The following is a 17031-nucleotide window of genomic DNA, read 5'->3' on the forward strand; positions in this document are numbered from 1 at the left end:
GTGCCTCGCCCCCTGGGAGAACTCGAAGACGCCGTCATGACGCGGGTGTGGCAGTGGAACCGCCCGGTCACCGTGCGAGAAGTACTGGAAGACCTCCAGCAGGAACGGTCCATCGCGTACACCACGGTCATGACCGTTATGGACAATCTCCATCAGAAGGGCTGGGTCCGCCGGGAAGCCGAAGGCCGCGCCTATCGATATACGGCGGTCTCCACCCGCGCCGCCTACTCGGCCGCACTCATGAACGAAGCCTGGTCGACGAGCGACAACCCCGCGGCCGCCCTCGTGGCCTTCTTCGGCATGATGTCCGCGGAACAGCGCGAAGCCCTCCGGGACGCCGTGCGGGTCGTCCAGTACGACGACGAGTCGAGCGCCGACGCCGCCCCCGAACCCCCCGCTCCGCCCGTGGCCGAGGGGGAGTCCGACGAGCGCCCGCAGGAGCCGGGGCGATAACGTCCGCAGCCATGGGAGAGTTTTCCACTGCACATGCAGAAACAGTGACGATCCGCCGTGCCCGGACGCGTGATGTTCCCGCGCTGCGCCGACTCCTCGACCAGTACGTGCAGCAGCGGATCCTGCTCGACAAAGCTCCGGTCGTCCTTTACGAGGACATCCAGGAGTTCTGGGTCGCGGAACGCGACTCCGACGGCCAGGTCGTCGGCTGCGGCGCTCTCCACGTGATGTGGGAAGACCTTGCCGAAGTGCGCACTCTCGCCGTCGACCGGGGCTTGAAGGGCGCCGGAGTCGGGCATCAGGTACTGGAGCAGTTGTTGCGTACCGCCCGTACCCTCGGGGTGAGCCGGGTTTTCTGCCTCACCTTCGAAGTCGAGTTCTTCGCGAAGCACGGCTTCGTCGAGATCGGCGAGACCCCGGTCAAGACCGATGTCTACATGGAGCTGCTGCGTTCCTATGACGAGGGTGTCGCCGAGTTCCTCGGTCTCGAACGAGTGAAGCCGAACACCTTGGGCAACAGTCGGATGCTTCTGCACCTCTGATCGATGGCCTCAGCTTTTCCGGTGCTCCGCGCACCTGTGGCCTATGTCCGAATCGCGTACGTTTCCCGCCCTGTTGCGGTCTCGAACCTCTCACCGGGGGTTTGTGTTTTCCAGGCAAAAGCGGTTTCCTTTCCGCGTACTGCTTTTCGATGAAAGGAAATCCCGGTGGCACAGAAGGTTCAGGTCCTTCTTGTCGACGACCTCGACGGCGGCGAGGCGGACGAGACGGTGACGTTCGCTCTGGATGGCAAGACCTACGAGATCGACCTCACCACCGCCAACGCTGAAAAGCTCCGCGGTCTGCTCGACCCGTACACCAAGGGCGGCCGGCGTACCGGTGGCCGCGCGTCCACCGGCCGCGCCAAGGGCCGTGCGGCCGTGGCGTCCGGTAACCCGGACACCGCGGAGATCCGCGCCTGGGCGAAGTCCCAGGGCCTGAGCGTCAACGACCGCGGTCGCGTGCCGCAGGACATCCGCGACGCTTACGAGAACCGGGGCTGACCCGTCAGGGACTGACCCGGCCGGCCCGTGAGGGAGGCCCGGCCACGGCGCTCCGCAGGGGCGTACGGCGCCGGAGCCGCGCGCGGTGACATTCCGTCGCCGCCGCGGAGACCAGGCGCACGAGATCGGCCCCGGCGCCCACCCGCCCGGGACCGGCGCCCTGTCCGGGACCGGACAGGGCAGGCAGAAGTGCCTCGCACCCCTGCTCGGGGGGCCGTAGCCACACGGCGGCCCCCCGGGGACTCCCGTCCCGTACGCAATGCCCCGGCGGCACCGGGGCGGTGATCCGGCCACCCGCACCCAGGGCGGCGAGATCGAGGGCGACCCCGCCCCACTCCAGCCAGTCGAGCAGCCCGTCCAGCTCCTCTGCGCTCCCCGCGGCCACCAGGAACCGCATCCGGCGCCCCATCAGGGCCACCGGGCCCGTGGCGACCGGCCTGCGCAGCAGGGCGGCCCCCGCGTCGGACGGCAGCTCCAGCACGTCGAACCGGCTCCCGGTCGCGAGCTGGGCGGGCGGCCCGCCCACGACGGTCCAGCCGAGCACTCTCCGGTACCAGGAGGCGTACGCGTCCTCCTCGGGCGCCGGGCGGGGCGGCGGCACGGTCGGCGGGGCGAGCGGCGGGAGGGTTACGGCCATGTCCGGAGCAACTTCCGAAAGGCCGCAGGGTTACGCTCAATGTGACGCACCGCACTCACCGCCATGCGGAACGTAAACGTCCGTGGAGTACGGAGTCCACATTCGAGGCGCAACTGTGTTCGCCCTTAGCTGAGGGAACCGGTGGCACCGGCATGGAGTGTCAGTCCTTACGGGTAAGACATTCCTAGTGGATCGGGGCGACACGCTGATTTGACGGGCATCCGTTCGCCGTCGGCGTACACGCATGACGGGTATCTGCCTGGCCTGCGGGAACATCGTCTCGCACCATCGAGTTGGAGCAGTTGTCGGCTCTCCGAGCCGGTTTTCCCGCTGATGCAGGGGTGAGCCGCGGACGGATGTCGGCAGTTGGAATGAGCTGTCCCGCCCCGCGGGACTAGCATGCGGAAGGACAGGGCGGGGACCGACCCCGAACTGCCCGACCGCTCTGAGGAGCGATAAACGATGTTCGAGAGGTTCACCGACCGCGCGCGGCGGGTTGTCGTCCTGGCTCAGGAAGAAGCCCGGATGCTCAACCACAACTACATCGGCACCGAGCACATCCTCCTGGGCTTGATCCACGAGGGTGAGGGTGTCGCCGCTAAGGCCCTGGAGAGCCTCGGGATTTCGCTCGAGGCTGTTCGCCAGCAGGTTGAGGAGATCATCGGTCAGGGGCAGCAGGCCCCGTCCGGCCACATCCCCTTCACTCCGCGGGCGAAGAAGGTCCTGGAGCTTTCGCTCCGAGAGGCCCTCCAGCTCGGCCACAACTACATCGGCACCGAGCACATCCTGCTCGGCCTGATCCGCGAGGGCGAGGGCGTCGCCGCCCAGGTCCTCGTGAAGCTGGGTGCCGATCTCAACCGAGTCCGGCAGCAGGTCATCCAGCTGCTCTCCGGCTACACCGGTGGAGGCAAGGAGTCGGCCACGGCCGGCGGCCCGGCCGAGGGCACGCCCTCGACCTCGCTCGTCCTGGACCAGTTCGGCCGCAACCTCACCCAGGCGGCCCGCGAATCCAAGCTCGACCCGGTCATCGGGCGCGAGAAGGAGATCGAGCGGGTCATGCAGGTGCTGTCCCGCCGTACGAAGAACAACCCGGTCCTCATCGGCGAGCCCGGCGTCGGCAAGACCGCCGTCGTCGAGGGCCTGGCCCAGGCGATCGTCAAGGGCGAGGTTCCCGAGACGCTCAAGGACAAGCACCTCTACACGCTTGACCTCGGCGCCCTGGTCGCGGGTTCCCGCTACCGCGGTGACTTCGAAGAGCGCCTGAAGAAGGTGCTCAAGGAGATCCGCACCCGCGGCGACATCATCCTGTTCATCGACGAGCTCCACACCCTCGTGGGTGCGGGCGCCGCCGAGGGCGCGATCGACGCCGCCAGCATCCTCAAGCCCATGCTGGCCCGTGGTGAGCTCCAGACCATCGGTGCCACGACGCTCGACGAGTACCGCAAGCACCTCGAGAAGGACGCGGCGCTCGAGCGCCGCTTCCAGCCGATCCAGGTGGCGGAGCCTTCCCTCCCCCACACGATCGAGATCCTCAAGGGCCTGCGCGACCGCTACGAGGCCCACCACCGCGTTTCCATCACGGACGAGGCCCTCGTCCAGGCGGCGACGCTGGCGGACCGGTACATCTCGGACCGCTTCCTCCCGGACAAGGCGATCGACCTGATCGACGAGGCCGGCTCCCGGATGCGCATCCGCCGGATGACCGCACCGCCGGACCTCCGCGAGTTCGACGAGAAGATCGCGGGCGTGCGCCGCGACAAGGAGTCGGCCATCGACTCCCAGGACTTCGAGAAGGCGGCGTCTCTCCGTGACAAGGAGAAGCAGCTGCTGGCGGCGAAGACCAAGCGCGAGAAGGAATGGAAGGCCGGCGACATGGACGTCGTCGCCGAGGTCGACGGCGAGCTCATCGCCGAAGTCCTCGCGACCGCGACCGGCATTCCCGTCTTCAAGCTCACCGAGGAGGAGTCCTCGCGACTGCTCCGCATGGAAGACGAGCTCCACCGTCGGGTCATCGGCCAGAAGGACGCCATCAAGGCGCTCTCCCAGGCGATCCGCCGTACTCGTGCGGGTCTGAAGGACCCGAAGCGCCCGGGTGGCTCGTTCATCTTCGCTGGTCCGTCCGGTGTCGGTAAGACCGAGCTCTCCAAGACGCTCGCCGAATTCCTCTTCGGCGACGAGGACGCGCTGATCTCCCTCGACATGTCGGAGTTCAGCGAGAAGCACACGGTTTCCCGTCTCTTCGGTTCACCCCCCGGTTACGTGGGCTACGAAGAGGGCGGCCAGCTCACCGAGAAGGTGCGCCGCAAGCCGTTCTCCGTCGTCCTCTTCGACGAGGTCGAGAAGGCCCACCCGGATATCTTCAATTCCCTTCTCCAGATCCTGGAGGACGGTCGTCTGACCGACTCCCAGGGCCGGGTCGTGGACTTCAAGAACACGGTCATCATCATGACGACCAACCTGGGCACCCGGGACATCTCGAAGGGCTTCAACCTGGGCTTCGCGGCGCAGGGCGACACGAAGACCGGCTACGACCGGATGAAGGCGAAGGTCAACGAAGAGCTCAAGCAGCACTTCCGGCCCGAGTTCCTGAACCGTGTCGACGACACGGTCGTCTTCCACCAGCTCACCGAGGAAGACATCATCCAGATCGTCGACCTGATGATCGCGAAGGTCGACGAGCGCCTCAAGGACCGCGACATGGGCATCGAGCTGAGCGGCGACGCCAAGCTCCTGCTCGCCAAGCGCGGCTACGACCCGATCCTGGGTGCCCGGCCGCTGCGCCGGACCATCCAGCGCGAGATCGAGGACATCCTGTCGGAGAAGATCCTCTTCGGCGAGCTGCGTCCCGGTCACATCGTGGTCGTCGGCAAGGAGGGTGAGGGCGAGGAAGCCAAGTTCACCTTCCGCGGCGAGGAGAAGTCGGCCCTGCCCGACCTCCCCCCGATCGAGGCCACGGGCTCCGGCCCGGACCTGTCGAAGGGCGCGTAAGCGCGGCGCAGTACCAAGGGGCGGCCCCGGAACCAACAGGTTCCGGGGCCGCCCCTTTTTCGGCGTGCACCCCTACGAACGCGTCACCGGGGCGTGCGGGGGCAGGAGGGACAGGGCCGGTACGGCGAGCTCGGACGGCACCCCGCCCGCGGTCTGGACCGTGTGCAGGGCCGCCCGGCCGGCAGGGGCCCGTTCCGGGGGCGGGGGCAGGTCAAGGACCAGCGGTCCGATCCGCTCGGGTCCGATCCGCTCGGGACCGATCCGCCCCGGCACGCGGGCCCGCGCCCGCCCCCTCCGGCGGGACGGGCGGGGCTCGGGGGCCGGGACACCCCTAGTGACCTGGGCCTCAGACGGGGGTGGGGGCCGGTGACAAGCCGCACAGGACAAATCGGACGTACTAGGTCGTTTCGTAGATCCAAAACACCCTGCCGCGGGACCTTCGTCCCTGGAGGGAGGCCGTCAACGGGGCACGTCACAGGGGCGCCGCTACGAGTTCCGCTAGTAATCCGGACATTTGGGGAAGTCCCGGGGCGCGGGTTACCAAAGATGAGCCAGCCCGGCACTCGCTCGATCGTGCCGGGTCACTTCATGCCTCTCACAGGTGTGAAACACCCCTTGTCCCCGGCCCCGGAGGTCTGCACATGTTCGCGAAGCGCGTCTACACCCGTCGTACCCGTATCGCTGTCGGCACCACTGCTCTCGGTGCCGTGCTGGCCCTCGGGGCGGGCACGACCGCCGCGTTCGCAGACGCCCCGCAGTCCGCCCCCGCCGCCAAGGCCGCCGGCGCCGCCGGTGCCGCTGGCTCCTCGAAGACCGGTCTCTGGGACAAGCCGCTGGAGAAGTACACGCTGTCCGCGACCTTCGGCAAGGGCGGCAACATGTGGTCCCACAAGCACTCCGGCCAGGACTTCGCCGTCCCGGTCGGCACCCCGGTCAAGGCCGCGGCCGCCGGCACCGTCGTCAAGGCGGGCCCGAACGGCGGCGGCGACGGCCCCGCGTACGGCAACGCCATCGTGATCAAGCACGCCAACAACACGTACTCGCAGTACGCGCACCTCTCGAAGATCCAGGTCAAGATCGGCCAGAAGGTCAACTCCTCGCAGCGGATCGCCCTGTCCGGCAACACCGGCAACTCCAGCGGCCCGCACCTGCACTTCGAGATCCGCACCACCCCGAACTACGGCTCGGCCGTCAACCCGGTCGCCTTCCTGCGCACCAACGGCGTCACCGTCTGACCCGTCCCGCCCGCAGCACCCGCAGCACCCGCAGCACCCGTCGTACCGGCCGACCCGCCCTGCTCACCGATCAGGTGAGCAGCCAGGCATGGGTCGGCTTCGGCGATGGTTCGAGCTTCCCCTCCTTGTACCCGGCGGCCTGCTCCTCCGTGAAGGCCATGTCGTAGGTCTTGATGCTGTGCAGGGCGCCCTGCCACGGACCGGTCCAGATGTTGTGGTGCTTGGATCGGCCTAGCTGGAGCGGACCCGGGGCCTGCCAGATGGGCGGCACCGGGGTCTCCCCGGCCTTCTTGCCGTCCACGTACAGGGCTATCGCCTTCTTCTCGGCGTCGTAGGTGGCCATCAGCAGCGTGGGCGTCTTCACCATGCTGAGCCCCTCGGCGGCGACCGTCCGCGTGGTGGCCGCGGCGCCCTTGTCGCCCGTCTGCACGCGGAAGATCCAGGCCTGCTTGCCGTTCACCTCGTTCACGCCCAGCTCGAAGGAGAACGACTCCCCGTCACCCTGGCTCATGATGATCCGGGAGCCCTTGGCGGCGGAGTTGTAGGCGCGGGCCGTGACGGTGAAGCTCTTGGTCACGTCCACGACCGGTTCGGCGGACTGCCCCCACGAGTTCCCGTTGCCCTTGCCGATGACCTGGAAGCGCTTGCCCAGCGGGCCGACCTTGAGGTCGGGGCCGAGCCGGATCCCCATGTTGCCGTAGCTGTCGCGCAGCAGCGTGTCGTCGCCCGCGACGGTCGCGGTGTAGGCGGCGGGCCCCTTCGAATCATCCGGCTCGGGCGAGGCGGAGGCCGAGTTCGCGGGCTGGGCGTCCTGTCCGTCCTCGTCGCCGCCCAGCAGGAAGAACGTTCCACCGCCGGCCAGCAGCGCGAGCACGATCACCCCGCCGCCCAGCGTCCACAGCCGCTTCTTGCGCCGCTCGGCCGCGGAGCGGTCGGCCATGGCCTCCCAGTCCGGCTGCTGCGAAGCGCCGGGCAGGTCCGGACCGGCCAGCCTCGTGAATCCCGGCTGGGCCGGGGCCGGAGCCCACTGACCGCCTCCCGCGTCCTGCTGGTAGCCCGCCGGGTCCGGTGCGTAGCCCCCCGGGTCCTGCTGGTAACCGCCGCCCGGGTCTTGCTGGTACCCGCCCCCCGGGTCTTGCTGGTAGCCGCCTCCCGCGTCCTGTGGGTGGCCGCCTCCCGGGTCCTGCTGGTAAGGGTTCGGCTGCTGCCCCGTCTGCGGGTAGCCGTAGCCGGCGGACGGGGTCGGGTAGCCGTAGCCGCCCTGCGCGGGCGGTCCCGGCGGGAACCCGTATCCGCCGCTCCCGGGGGCGGGCTCGGGCTGCGGGTGGCTCGGGGGATTCGTACCGTCGGTCATGCCACGGATGCTAAGTCACGGACCCCCGGGCGGGTACCGCCCGGTACCCGTATCGCCCGACCCGCCCGACCCGCCCCGGTTCAGCCCTGCGGCAGCGTGAGGATCGGGAAGCTGCCCGTCGTCGTCGGCGCGTGTTCCGGCAGCCACAGGACCGCCACCGCGCCCGCCGCCGCGCCCTCACGCTCCGAGCCGCCACGGGCGGCCACGTTACGGAAGGTCAGCCGGGCGCCCAGGACCCGCGCTTGGCCCTCCGCGATGGTCAGCCCCAGCCCGTGCCCCACGCCCGCGCGGTCCGTGGACCCGGTGCGGAAGCGGCTCGGCCCCTCGCGCAGCAGCGCCTCGGGGAAGCCCGGCCCGTGGTCGCGGACCCGTACGACCCGTCCCTCGACGTCGACCTGGATCGGCGGCTGCCCGTACCGCGCGGCATTGGCCAGCAGGTTCCCCAGGATCCGCTCCAGGCGGCGCGGGTCGGTGCTGACGATCTCGTCCGCGACGACCCGTACGGTCGCCTCCGGCATCAGCGACGCCACCCGCCGGCTCACGAACTCGCCCAGCGCCACCTCCTGGAGCTCCGCCCGCTCCGACGCACTGTCCAGCCGGGCCACCTCCAGTACGTCCTCGACCAGCGCGCGCAGGGCCTGGGCCCGGTCCCGCACCAGCTCCGTCGGCCGCCCCGGAGGCAGCAGTTCTGCTGCCGTGAGCAGGCCCGTCACCGGAGTCCGCAGTTCGTGCGCGATGTCCGCGGTCACCCGCCGCTCGGCCTCCAGCCGCTGCTGGAGGGCGTCCGCCATGGCGTCCACGGCCCGCGCGAGGTCGTCCGTCTCGTCGCGCACGACACCGCCGACCGCATCCCGTACGCGTACGTCGGGATCGCCGTGCGCCACCCGTTGCGAGGCGGCCGCGGCCTTGCGCAGCCGGCGCGAGATCTGACCGCCGATGAGCACGCCGAGCGCCGAGCCGCCGATCACGGCGGACAGCCCGCCGATGACCAGGGCCCGGTCCAGGTCGGGGAGCAGGTTGGTGCTCTCCCGGAACGGCGTGTGCAGCGACAGCACCATCCCGTTCCCGAGCGGTACGGCGGCCCACACCTCGGGCAGCCCCCCGCCCGGCCGCTCCTGGATGTAGGTCCCGCGCCGGCCCGACTGCGCCTTGTGCCGCAGTTCTGCGGGCAGTTCGGGATCGTTGAGCTTGGCCCCCATGGGCGGCTTGCGTCCGGCATCGGCATTGCGGGAGATGAACTGCACGCGCTCCAGCTGTACTTCGCGGGCGCTCTCCAGCATCGACACGCGGGCAGCGCTGTGCACCACCAGACTCAGCGCGATCGTGACGAGGGCGCCCACGGAGGCGATGGCGACCGTGATCTTCCAGCGGATCCCCGTGCGGAAAGTGAACCGTCTCATGCCTTGAGCTTGTATCCGAAGCCCCGGACCGTCTCGATCCGGTCCTGGCCGATCTTGGTGCGCAGCCGCTGGACGTGGACGTCCACGACGCGGGTGTCGCCGCCCCAGTCGTAGTCCCAGACCCGCTCCAGCAGGCGGTCGCGCGACAGTACGGTGCCGGGTGCGGAGGAGAACTCCAGCAGCAGGCGCATTTCGGTCGGGGTCAGGGCCACGGCGGCGCCCGCCCGGCGGACCTCCATGCCCTCGGTGTCCACCTCCAGGTCGCCGAAGGAGAGCACCCCGCGCTCGGGGTCCGAGCCGTTGTCGGCCGCGTTCCCCCCGCCGTTCTGCGCGCCGCCGGAGTGGTCGAAGCGGCGCAGCACCGCGCGGATCCGGGCCACGAGCACGGATCCGTCGAAGGGCTTGGTGACGTAGTCGTCGGCGCCCGCCTCCAGGCCCAGCACCACGTCGATGGAGTCGGCGCGCGCGGAGAGCATGATCACCGGAACGGTGGACTCGTCGCGGATGCGGCGGCACAGGCTCACGCCGTCCATGCCCGGGACCATCACGTCCAGCAGGGCGATGTCGGGCCGGTTCGCGCGGAAGGACTCCAGCCCGGACAGGCCGTCGGGCATGGCCGTGACCGCGAACCCGTCGCGCTCCAGCGCCAGGGTCGTGGCCTCACGGATGACGTCGTCGTCCTCCACGAACAGGACATGGGTCTCGGCCATTCGGGAGCCTCGCCTCGGTTCTTCTGTGCTCAGTTCTTCTGACTCGTGGCCGGTGCGGGCTGGACGCTGCCGTCGACCACGTTGCTGTACTCCGAGTGAACTCGGTCCTGCTCGGTGAACTTCTCCCCGTTCCAGCGGTACGTGATCACGTCCTCGCCCGACGGATAGGCGAGCGCGTCGCTCTTTCCGTAGACCTGCTTCGTGACCACCAGGTCGCCCCGGTCGATCTCCGCGTAGACGGGTGGTTGTTCGTCCGCGAACACATTCTCGTACGCGGCTCCGTCCGACCGGTACACGTAGGTTCCGCGGCCCAGGGCGTCGGCGCAGGACAGGACGTTCACCACGATGTCCACGACGGGGCCGCCGGTGACCTTCCCGTAGCTCACGTCCACCGGGTACTCCTTGCCCGAGCAGGGCTTGAGGTCCCGTTTGACCTCGGTGCTGACCTTGGGGTCCTTCATCAGCAGCGCGACGGGGTCGACCTTCTTCAGCGGCCGGCCGGACGCGGTCGAGGCGGAGTCCTCGGGGGTGGGCCCCGAGGGCGTGGCCTTGGCCACGGCTTCGGTGCGGGCCGGGCCGCCGTCGCGCAGGCCGGTGCCGCCCGTGGCGCACCCGACCGCGAACACGGCTGTGCCGACGAGGACGACCGTCCCCGCCGACATCAGCACCAGAGAACTTCCGGACAAACCTTGGCCGTTCAGGCCGCGCACCGCTCACGCCCCTCGTACCGCATGGTGTGGTCACCGCGCTCCAGCGCACGCATGTCCAGGTCCCGGCTCTCCAGCTCCTGCCGGAGGCGGGCCAGGGCGCGGTGCAGAGTGCTCTTCACGGTTCCCGCCGACATTCCGAGCGCCGCGGCCGTTTCCTCGGTGCTCATCTGCTCCCAGTGTCGCAGCACGACCACACTGCGCTGCTTGGGCGCGAGAACCTTGAGGATGTCCATGAGGAGGGCGCGGTCGGCGCGCTGGTCGGAGCCGTCCTCGACGGAGGCGTCGGGGAGCTGCTCGGTGGGGACCTCTTCGAGCTTGCGGGCGCGCCACCACTCGGTACGGGTGTTGATCATGACCCGGCGCAGGTAGGCGTCGGCCAGGGACTTGTCGGCGATGCCGTCCCAGCGGCCGTAGGTGCGGACGAGCGCGGTCTGCAGGAGGTCCTGCGCGTCGGTGGGGTCCGGGACCAGACGCCGGGCACTGCGCAGCAGCGCGTCCTGCCGAGTGCGTACGTACTCCTCGAAACCGAGCACCTCACCGTGCGCCATCTGAGACCGCCTCCACCCGTTCAACCGCTCATCCCCGTGTCCTACGGATTCGAAGGTACGGAGGGGTTGTCACGGGCCTGTGCGAGCCAGCCTTCGGTGGGCGCACGGACACCCATAGGTTGTGTAACAACCCCCGTGAGCTGCGGTTTCCCGGCAATAAGCGGAATCTCGGAGTCAGCTTCGGTCAGGGCTGCGGGACGCTCCGCGGAACCCCCTCGGGGGCGCTCTGGGGAACCCTCTCGGGGGTGCTCTGGGGGGCGTTCCGGGGGAGGGTCTGCGGGAGCCGGTAGAACCCGCCGTCCAAGGGTTCCACCAGCCCGTCGGCCACCAGCCCGTCCAACGCCCGGGCCCGCTGCACCGGCTCGTCCCAGACCGTGTCGAGCACCGCCTGCGGAACCGCGCCCACCGCCTCCCTGAGCACGGCGAGGAGCTTGCCCCGCACCTGCCGGTCGGTACCGGCGTACGTCTGCCCGCGCCGCGGCGGACCCTCGTGCGCCGGCTTCCCGGCGAGCCGCCACGCGCACAGCCCGGCCACCGGACAGCGCGCGCAGTCGGGGCTCTTGGCGGTGCACACCAGCGCCCCGAGCTCCATCGAGGCCGCCGCCCAGCGGGCCGCGGTGCCCTCGTCCTCGGGTAGCAGGGCCCGGGCGAGGCGCCGTTCGGCGGCGGTCGTCGCGTTCGGCGGGTACTCGACCCCGGTCGTGGTGCGCGCGAAGACCCGGCGGACGTTCGTGTCGAGGACGGCGTGCCGCTGCCCGTACGCGAAGGAGGCCACGGCCGCTGCCGTGTACTCGCCGATCCCGGGCAGCGCCAGCAGCTGCGCGTGGTCCTGCGGTACGTCGCCCCCGTGCCGGTCCGTTATGGCGACGGCCGCGCCGTGCAGCCGCAGGGCGCGGCGCGGGTAGCCGAGCCGGCCCCAGGCCCGTACGGCTTCGCCGGGGGCCTCGGTGGCCAGGTCCGCGGGGCGGGGCCACCGGGCGAGCCACTGCTCGTAGACCGGCAGGACCCGGTTGACGGGCGTCTGCTGGAGCATGAACTCGCTGACCATGACCCCCCAGGGGCCGGCCTCGGGGCGGCGCCAGGGCAGGTCGCGGGCGTGCTCGTCGAACCACGCGATCACGGGGGAGTGCAGCGCGTGGGAGGAGTCGGGGGATACGGCCGTGGAGGAAGCGGGAGATGCAGTCATGGCAGACGGCATCCTGGCACGTTTCACTTCCCTCGGCGCGCCGGACCGCGACCGGTGAACCAGATGACGGCCGGGATGCCGCCGGCCCGCGCGGCGGTGACGACCGCACCCGTCGGACCGGTGAGCGCGAGGACGGCGAGGGCGGCGAGGGCGGCGAGGGCGGCGACCGAACCGCCGAGCAGCAGGCCGAGCGCCACGTCGTGCGGGTGGTGCACGCCGACTTAGACCCGGGAGAAGGCCATCAGCAGCGCGAGCGGCACGATCAGCGGCGCGAGCCGGCGCACCGCCGTGGTCAGCGCCACGGCGGCGGCGCCCGCGAGGGCCGTGTGGTCGCTGGGGAACGACCCGTCGCCGGGCCCAGGGCACGGCACCAGCGGGGCGGCGGCTCCGAGGGCGGCGCGGGCAGGGCCGCTCCTCGTCCACCGCGTGCTTCACGAACTCCGACGCGCCGTACGCCACGGCGGTCGCCACCGGCGCCACCGGCGCCAGCAGGGCCAGCGCCACCGGCCGGGCGGCGCCCCGCCCGCGCGAGCGCCACCGGACGGCCGCGAACAGCACCCCGAAGAGGAGGAGCCCGTACGTCGTCCAGATCACGAAGGCCGACTGCACCCATGAGGATGTCCGGTGGGCGAAATCGGTGATGGCGCGGTAGGGGTCGGAGCTGTCGGAGCTGTCGGAGCTGTCGGGAGCTGTCGGAGCTGTCCATGCTCACCGAACGTACGTAAAGCGGATTAATCTCCGCATCAACCCTTTGGCCGGATCTCGATGCCTCGATTGCGCCCGCGGGATGATCATCGGCAAATCAAGTCCTCTGCGCGGCATGTGGGGCACTGATCGGGTCGCGAACTCTCGTAAAGTTCCGTCCGTGGGATCTCTGCGCAATCCGGTCGGGCCGCTCCCCTCCTCCATCTACTGGCGACGGAGGGCTGTGCTGGCTTCCGTTGTCGCGCTCCTCGCGCTCCTCGCCGTATGGACCGTCAGTTCCGGCGGGGGGAGGACGAGTACGAACGGAAAGGGCCAGGGCGGCCCCGACCCCGTCACCTCGATCACCCCGGGTCCGGCCGGCACCGGCCCCGCGATCAGCGCGGCCCCCGGCGGGCGCCCCGAGTCGGGCAGCGGCGGGAACAGCGGCTCCGGGGGCGGCTCCACGGGCGGCGCGGGCAAGAACGGCGAACCGGGCGGCGGTACGGGCTCGAACGGCGGCCCGGGATCAGGTTCCGGTTCCGGTTCCGGCGGCGCCGCGGGCGGCCCGGCCCCGGTCCCGGCGGACTCCCCGCTCCCCACGTGCGCGCCGGGCGCGCTGCAGTGGGAGGTCAAGAGCGTGAAGAACGAGTACGAGGCGAACGAGAAGCCGCGCCTCGAACTGGTCGCCCGCAACACCTCCGGAACCACCTGCAAGATCGACCTCGGCCCGAAGCAGGCCGTCCTGACCATCCTTCAGGCGAGCAGCAGCAAGGCGGTCTGGTCCTCGGCGGACTGCCCGGCGGGCGCGGGCAACGCCTTCTTCCGCCTCCCGGCGCAGGGCGAGACGAAGCAGTCGCTGGACTGGGACCGCAGGTTCAGCGCGGCCGACCAGTGCCAGACGCCTCCGGCGGGGTCCGCGGCGCCCGATACCTACGTGGTCGAGGTCAAGGCTCCCGGCATGCCGGTGGCCCGCACCTCGTTCGTCCTCAAGCAGAACTGACCCAGCCCCGCCGGCGCGCACACTCCCAGCCCCGCCAGGGGGTACCTCCCAGCGGTAGCTGGGGGAGTTTGAGGCGCGGGGTCTGGGGCGGAGCCCCAGCAGTGGCGCGCACGCCGAACGGGCAGCGGTAAGCAGCGATACCGGGGCAGTCGGCCGAGCAGAGCCGCAGGCTAGACGTACCGCTCCAGGATGGACGACTCCGCCAGTCGGGACAGGCCCTCGCGGACGCTCCGCGCACGGGCCTCGCCCACCCCGTCCACCGTCTGGAGGTCGTCGACGCTCGCGGCGAGCAGCTTCTGCAGCCCGCCGAAGTGCTCCACGAGCCGCTCGATGATCGCGCCCGGCAGCCGCGGCACCTTCGCCAGCAGCCGGTACCCGCGCGGCGACACCGCCGAGTCCAGCGTTTCCGGCGAGCCCGTGTACCCCAGCGCCCGCGCCACGATCGGCAGCTCCAGCAGCTCCGGATGCGTCAGCGCGTCCAGCTCCGCCAGCGCCTCGTCCACCGTGCGGGAACGCTTCGCCGTCGGTTCCGGCACGTAGTCCCGGATGACCAGCTCCCGCTCCTGCTCGATCCCGACCGTCAGCTCGTCCAGTTGCAGCGACAGCAGTCGCCCGTCCGTGCCCAGTTCGACCACGTACTCGGCGATCTCGGTCGCGATCCGGCGGACCATTTCCAGCCGCTGCGCGACCGCCGTCACGTCGCGCACCGTGACCAGGTCTTCGATCTCCAGCGCCGACAGCGTGCCCGCGACCTCGTCGAGGCGCAGCTTGTACCGCTCCAGCGTGGCCAGCGCCTGGTTCGCCCGCGACAGGATCGCCCCGGACTCCTCCAGGACCCGCCGCTCCCCGTCCACGTACAGCGCGATCAGCCGCATCGACTGCGACACCGACACCACCGGGAAGCCGCACTGCTTGGAGACGCGGTCGGCCGTACGGTGGCGCGTGCCCGTCTCCTCCGTCGGGATCGACGCGTCCGGCACCAGCTGCACACCGGCCCGCAGGATCTTGGTGATGTCCTTGTCGAGGATGAGCGCGCCGTCGAGCTTGCACAGCTCGCGCAGCCTGGTCGCGGTGAACTCCACGTCCAGGACGAAGCCGCCGGTGCACATCGCCTCGACGCTCTTGTCCATACCGAGGACGATGAGCCCGCCGGTGTTGCCGCGGACGATCCGCTCCAAGCCGTCACGCAGCGGCTGACCAGGTGCGACCGCGCTCAGCGAGGCGCGCATCATGGCCTCCTGCTTGGAGCTCGCACCCGACTTCCCGGATGCTGCTGCCCCGTCCTTGGCTGCCACTGCACTCCTCCGGTTGCGGGTTGCGCCGCCCAGCGCCGCGGGCACGAGGACGTGCGTACGGCCGGGCGGACCAGCACAAAGTCTACCGGCGCGCGCTACGGCCCCGCCGTGGCTTGGCCAGGTAGGGCCCGGGCGGGGCCCGTACGGACCCCCTGACCAGGGGATCGTCCCCGGGTCTGACGCCGGGTCTTACCTCCTGGGCCCTCCGTTGAGACTTCTCCGGGGGCTTCCCTTGAGACTTCCCCGGACTTCCCTTGGGCTTCCCCCCGGACTTCCCTTGGGGTTTCCCCCGAGACGTCCGCTGGGACGTCCGTTGGGACGTCCGTTGGGGCTTCCCCTCCCCGGGTCTTCCCCCGGGTCTTCCCCGGGCCGGCTACTCCGCGGCCCGCTCCTTGGCCGGCGTACGGGAGCGGCCGCGCGGCAACACCCGTAGCGCGTCGCCCATGTCGGCCACCTCGATGACCTTCATCCCGGCGGGCACCTTCCCCGGATCCGCCGGAACCAGCGCGTGCGTGAATCCCAGTCGGTGCGCCTCCGCGAGCCGCCGCTGCACGCCGGTCACCCGCCGCACCTCGCCGGCCAGACCGACCTCACCGATCGCGACGAGGTTCTTCGGCAGCGGGACGTCACTGGCGGCGGAGGCCAGCGCGAGCGCGATCGCCAGGTCGGCGGCCGGCTCGGTGAGCTTCACCCCGCCCACCGTGGCGCTGTAGATGTCGCGCTTGCCGAGCGCGGTGATCCGGCCGCGCTGCTCCAGCACCGCCAGCATCATCGAGACGCGCGAGGTCTCCAGGCCCGAGGTCGTGCGCCGGGGGGAGGGGATCTGGGAGTCCACCGTCAGCGCCTGCACCTCGGCGACCAGCGGACGCTTCCCCTCCAGGGTCACCGTCAGGCAGGTGCCCGGAACTGCCTCGGCCCGCCGGGTCAGGAACAGCCCGCTCGGGTCGGCGAGTCCGGTGATCCCCTCGTCGTGCAGCTCGAAGCAGCCGACCTCGTCGGTGGCCCCGTACCGGTTCTTGATGCCGCGCACCAGCCGCAGCCGGGCGTGCCGGTCGCCCTCGAAGCTCAGCACCACGTCGACGAGGTGCTCCAGCAGACGGGGACCGGCGATGGCCCCGTCCTTGGTCACGTGGCCGACGAGGAGGGTGGCCATCCCGCGCTCCTTGGAGGCCCGGATCAGTGCTCCGGCCACCTCGCGCACCTGGGCCATGCCGCCGGGCGCACCGTCGATCTCGGGGGAGGCGACGGTCTGTACGGAGTCCAGGATCAGCAGGGAGGGCTTCACGGCGTCGAGATGGCCGAGGACGGCGGACAGGTCGGTTTCTGCGGCGAGGTAGAGGTGATCGTTGAGGGCGTTGATCCGGTCGGCCCGCAGGCGCACCTGGCTGGCCGACTCCTCGCCCGTCACGTACAGCGTGCGGTGCTGGTCACTGGCCGCCTTCGCCGCGACGTCCAGCAGCAGGGTCGACTTGCCGACGCCGGGCTCGCCGGCGAGCAGCACGACGGCGCCGGGCACGAGCCCGCCGCCGAGGACGCGGTCCAGCTCGTCCACGCCGGTGCTGCGGGCGGTCGCGGTCCGGCCGTCGACCTGCGCGATCGGCAGGGCGGCGGTCGAGACCCGGCCGGCGGCGGTGGTCCGCACGGCGGGCGCGCCCATTTCCTCGACGGTGCCCCAGGCCTGGCATTCGGGACAGCGGCCGAGCCACTTCGCGGTCGTCCAGCCGCAGTCGGTACAGCGGTAGGACGGCCGGTCCTTGGCGGATGAACGAGCGGTGCGGGCAGCCATGG

The 17031-nt window shown here is 70.8% G+C and carries 18 protein-coding genes; 6 read left to right on the forward strand and 12 right to left on the reverse strand.

Features of this window, described 5'->3' with window-relative positions; translation table 11 throughout:
• From OG594_RS25180 to OG594_RS25190, 3 genes are all read left to right on the forward strand, one after another.
• A complete protein-coding gene (locus tag OG594_RS25180; RefSeq protein WP_266603444.1) occupies positions 1–453 on the forward strand; it encodes a BlaI/MecI/CopY family transcriptional regulator in 453 nt (150 codons plus the stop codon).
• A gap of 11 nt (positions 454–464) precedes the next feature.
• Complete coding sequence (locus tag OG594_RS25185; RefSeq protein ID WP_030009901.1) at positions 465–995, forward strand: amino-acid N-acetyltransferase; 531 nt, start codon at positions 465–467, stop codon at positions 993–995.
• 165 nt (positions 996–1160) lie between these two features.
• Positions 1161–1496 (forward strand): Lsr2 family protein, encoded by a 336-nt coding sequence (locus OG594_RS25190; protein ID WP_189744080.1) that lies wholly within the window; start codon positions 1161–1163, stop codon positions 1494–1496.
• A gap of 4 nt (positions 1497–1500) precedes the next feature.
• Here the strand turns inward: OG594_RS25190 and OG594_RS25195 are convergent, their stop codons facing one another.
• On the reverse strand, positions 1501–2133 hold the full coding sequence (locus OG594_RS25195) for an SCO3374 family protein (RefSeq protein WP_266603449.1): 633 nt from the start codon (positions 2131–2133) through the stop codon (positions 1501–1503).
• Positions 2134–2595: 462 nt separating this feature from the next.
• Here OG594_RS25195 and OG594_RS25200 point away from each other — a divergent pair, with 462 nt between their 5' ends.
• On the forward strand, positions 2596–5121 hold the full coding sequence (locus OG594_RS25200; RefSeq protein ID WP_266603452.1) for an ATP-dependent Clp protease ATP-binding subunit: 2526 nt from the start codon (positions 2596–2598) through the stop codon (positions 5119–5121).
• A 72-nt stretch (positions 5122–5193) separates the two neighbouring features.
• Here the strand turns inward: OG594_RS25200 and OG594_RS25205 are convergent, their stop codons facing one another.
• The gene (locus tag OG594_RS25205; RefSeq protein ID WP_266603454.1) at positions 5194–5394 is read right to left on the reverse strand and encodes a hypothetical protein; all 201 of its coding nucleotides are present in this window, start codon (positions 5392–5394) and stop codon (positions 5194–5196) included.
• 368 nt (positions 5395–5762) lie between these two features.
• On the opposite strand from OG594_RS25205, the gene OG594_RS25210 reads away from it, so the two are divergent.
• Positions 5763–6356 (forward strand): M23 family metallopeptidase, encoded by a 594-nt coding sequence (locus OG594_RS25210; protein WP_266603456.1) that lies wholly within the window; start codon positions 5763–5765, stop codon positions 6354–6356.
• Between the two features lie 70 nt (positions 6357–6426).
• Here the strand turns inward: OG594_RS25210 and OG594_RS25215 are convergent, their stop codons facing one another.
• The 8 genes from OG594_RS25215 to OG594_RS47160 all read right to left on the reverse strand — a co-directional run bounded on the left by OG594_RS25215 (position 6427) and on the right by OG594_RS47160 (position 12635).
• Positions 6427–7710, reverse strand: coding sequence for a LamG-like jellyroll fold domain-containing protein (locus OG594_RS25215; protein ID WP_266603458.1), 1284 nt, complete (start codon positions 7708–7710; stop codon positions 6427–6429).
• A gap of 80 nt (positions 7711–7790) precedes the next feature.
• Complete coding sequence (gene cseC / locus OG594_RS25220) at positions 7791–9110, reverse strand: two-component system sensor histidine kinase CseC (protein WP_266603460.1); 1320 nt, start codon at positions 9108–9110, stop codon at positions 7791–7793.
• On the reverse strand, positions 9107–9820 hold the full coding sequence (gene cseB, locus OG594_RS25225; protein WP_266603462.1) for a two-component system response regulator CseB: 714 nt from the start codon (positions 9818–9820) through the stop codon (positions 9107–9109). Before cseB ends, cseC begins: the two co-directional genes overlap by 4 nt.
• A 29-nt stretch (positions 9821–9849) precedes the next feature.
• Positions 9850–10482, reverse strand: coding sequence for a hypothetical protein (locus tag OG594_RS25230; RefSeq protein WP_266606574.1), 633 nt, complete (start codon positions 10480–10482; stop codon positions 9850–9852).
• 35 nt (positions 10483–10517) lie between these two features.
• Complete coding sequence (locus tag OG594_RS25235) at positions 10518–11078, reverse strand: SigE family RNA polymerase sigma factor (RefSeq protein ID WP_030010715.1); 561 nt, start codon at positions 11076–11078, stop codon at positions 10518–10520.
• A gap of 184 nt (positions 11079–11262) precedes the next feature.
• Complete coding sequence (locus OG594_RS25240) at positions 11263–12264, reverse strand: A/G-specific adenine glycosylase (protein WP_323185321.1); 1002 nt, start codon at positions 12262–12264, stop codon at positions 11263–11265.
• A gap of 23 nt (positions 12265–12287) precedes the next feature.
• On the reverse strand, positions 12288–12479 hold the full coding sequence (locus OG594_RS47155) for a hypothetical protein (protein ID WP_323185322.1): 192 nt from the start codon (positions 12477–12479) through the stop codon (positions 12288–12290).
• A gap of 6 nt (positions 12480–12485) precedes the next feature.
• Positions 12486–12635, reverse strand: a complete 150-nt coding sequence (locus OG594_RS47160) for a phosphatase PAP2 family protein (RefSeq protein ID WP_323185323.1) — start codon at positions 12633–12635, stop codon at positions 12486–12488.
• A gap of 557 nt (positions 12636–13192) precedes the next feature.
• Between OG594_RS47160 and OG594_RS25250 the strand changes: the two genes are divergently transcribed.
• Positions 13193–13948, forward strand: coding sequence for a hypothetical protein (locus tag OG594_RS25250; protein ID WP_323185325.1), 756 nt, complete (start codon positions 13193–13195; stop codon positions 13946–13948).
• 170 nt (positions 13949–14118) lie between these two features.
• Here OG594_RS25250 and disA read toward each other — a convergent pair whose 3' ends face one another.
• Both disA and radA read right to left on the reverse strand, forming a co-directional pair.
• Positions 14119–15243 carry a DNA integrity scanning diadenylate cyclase DisA gene (gene disA, locus OG594_RS25255; RefSeq protein ID WP_266603467.1) on the reverse strand — a complete coding sequence of 375 codons (1125 nt, stop codon included), beginning with the start codon at positions 15241–15243 and terminating at the stop codon, positions 14119–14121.
• 373 nt (positions 15244–15616) lie between these two features.
• On the reverse strand, positions 15617–17029 hold the full coding sequence (gene radA, locus OG594_RS25260) for a DNA repair protein RadA (RefSeq protein ID WP_266603469.1): 1413 nt from the start codon (positions 17027–17029) through the stop codon (positions 15617–15619).
• Between the last annotated feature and the right edge of the window lie 2 nt (positions 17030–17031).

The organism is Streptomyces sp. NBC_01214 (assembly GCF_026340975.1).
Taxonomy (GTDB): Bacteria; Actinomycetota; Actinomycetes; order Streptomycetales; family Streptomycetaceae; genus Streptomyces.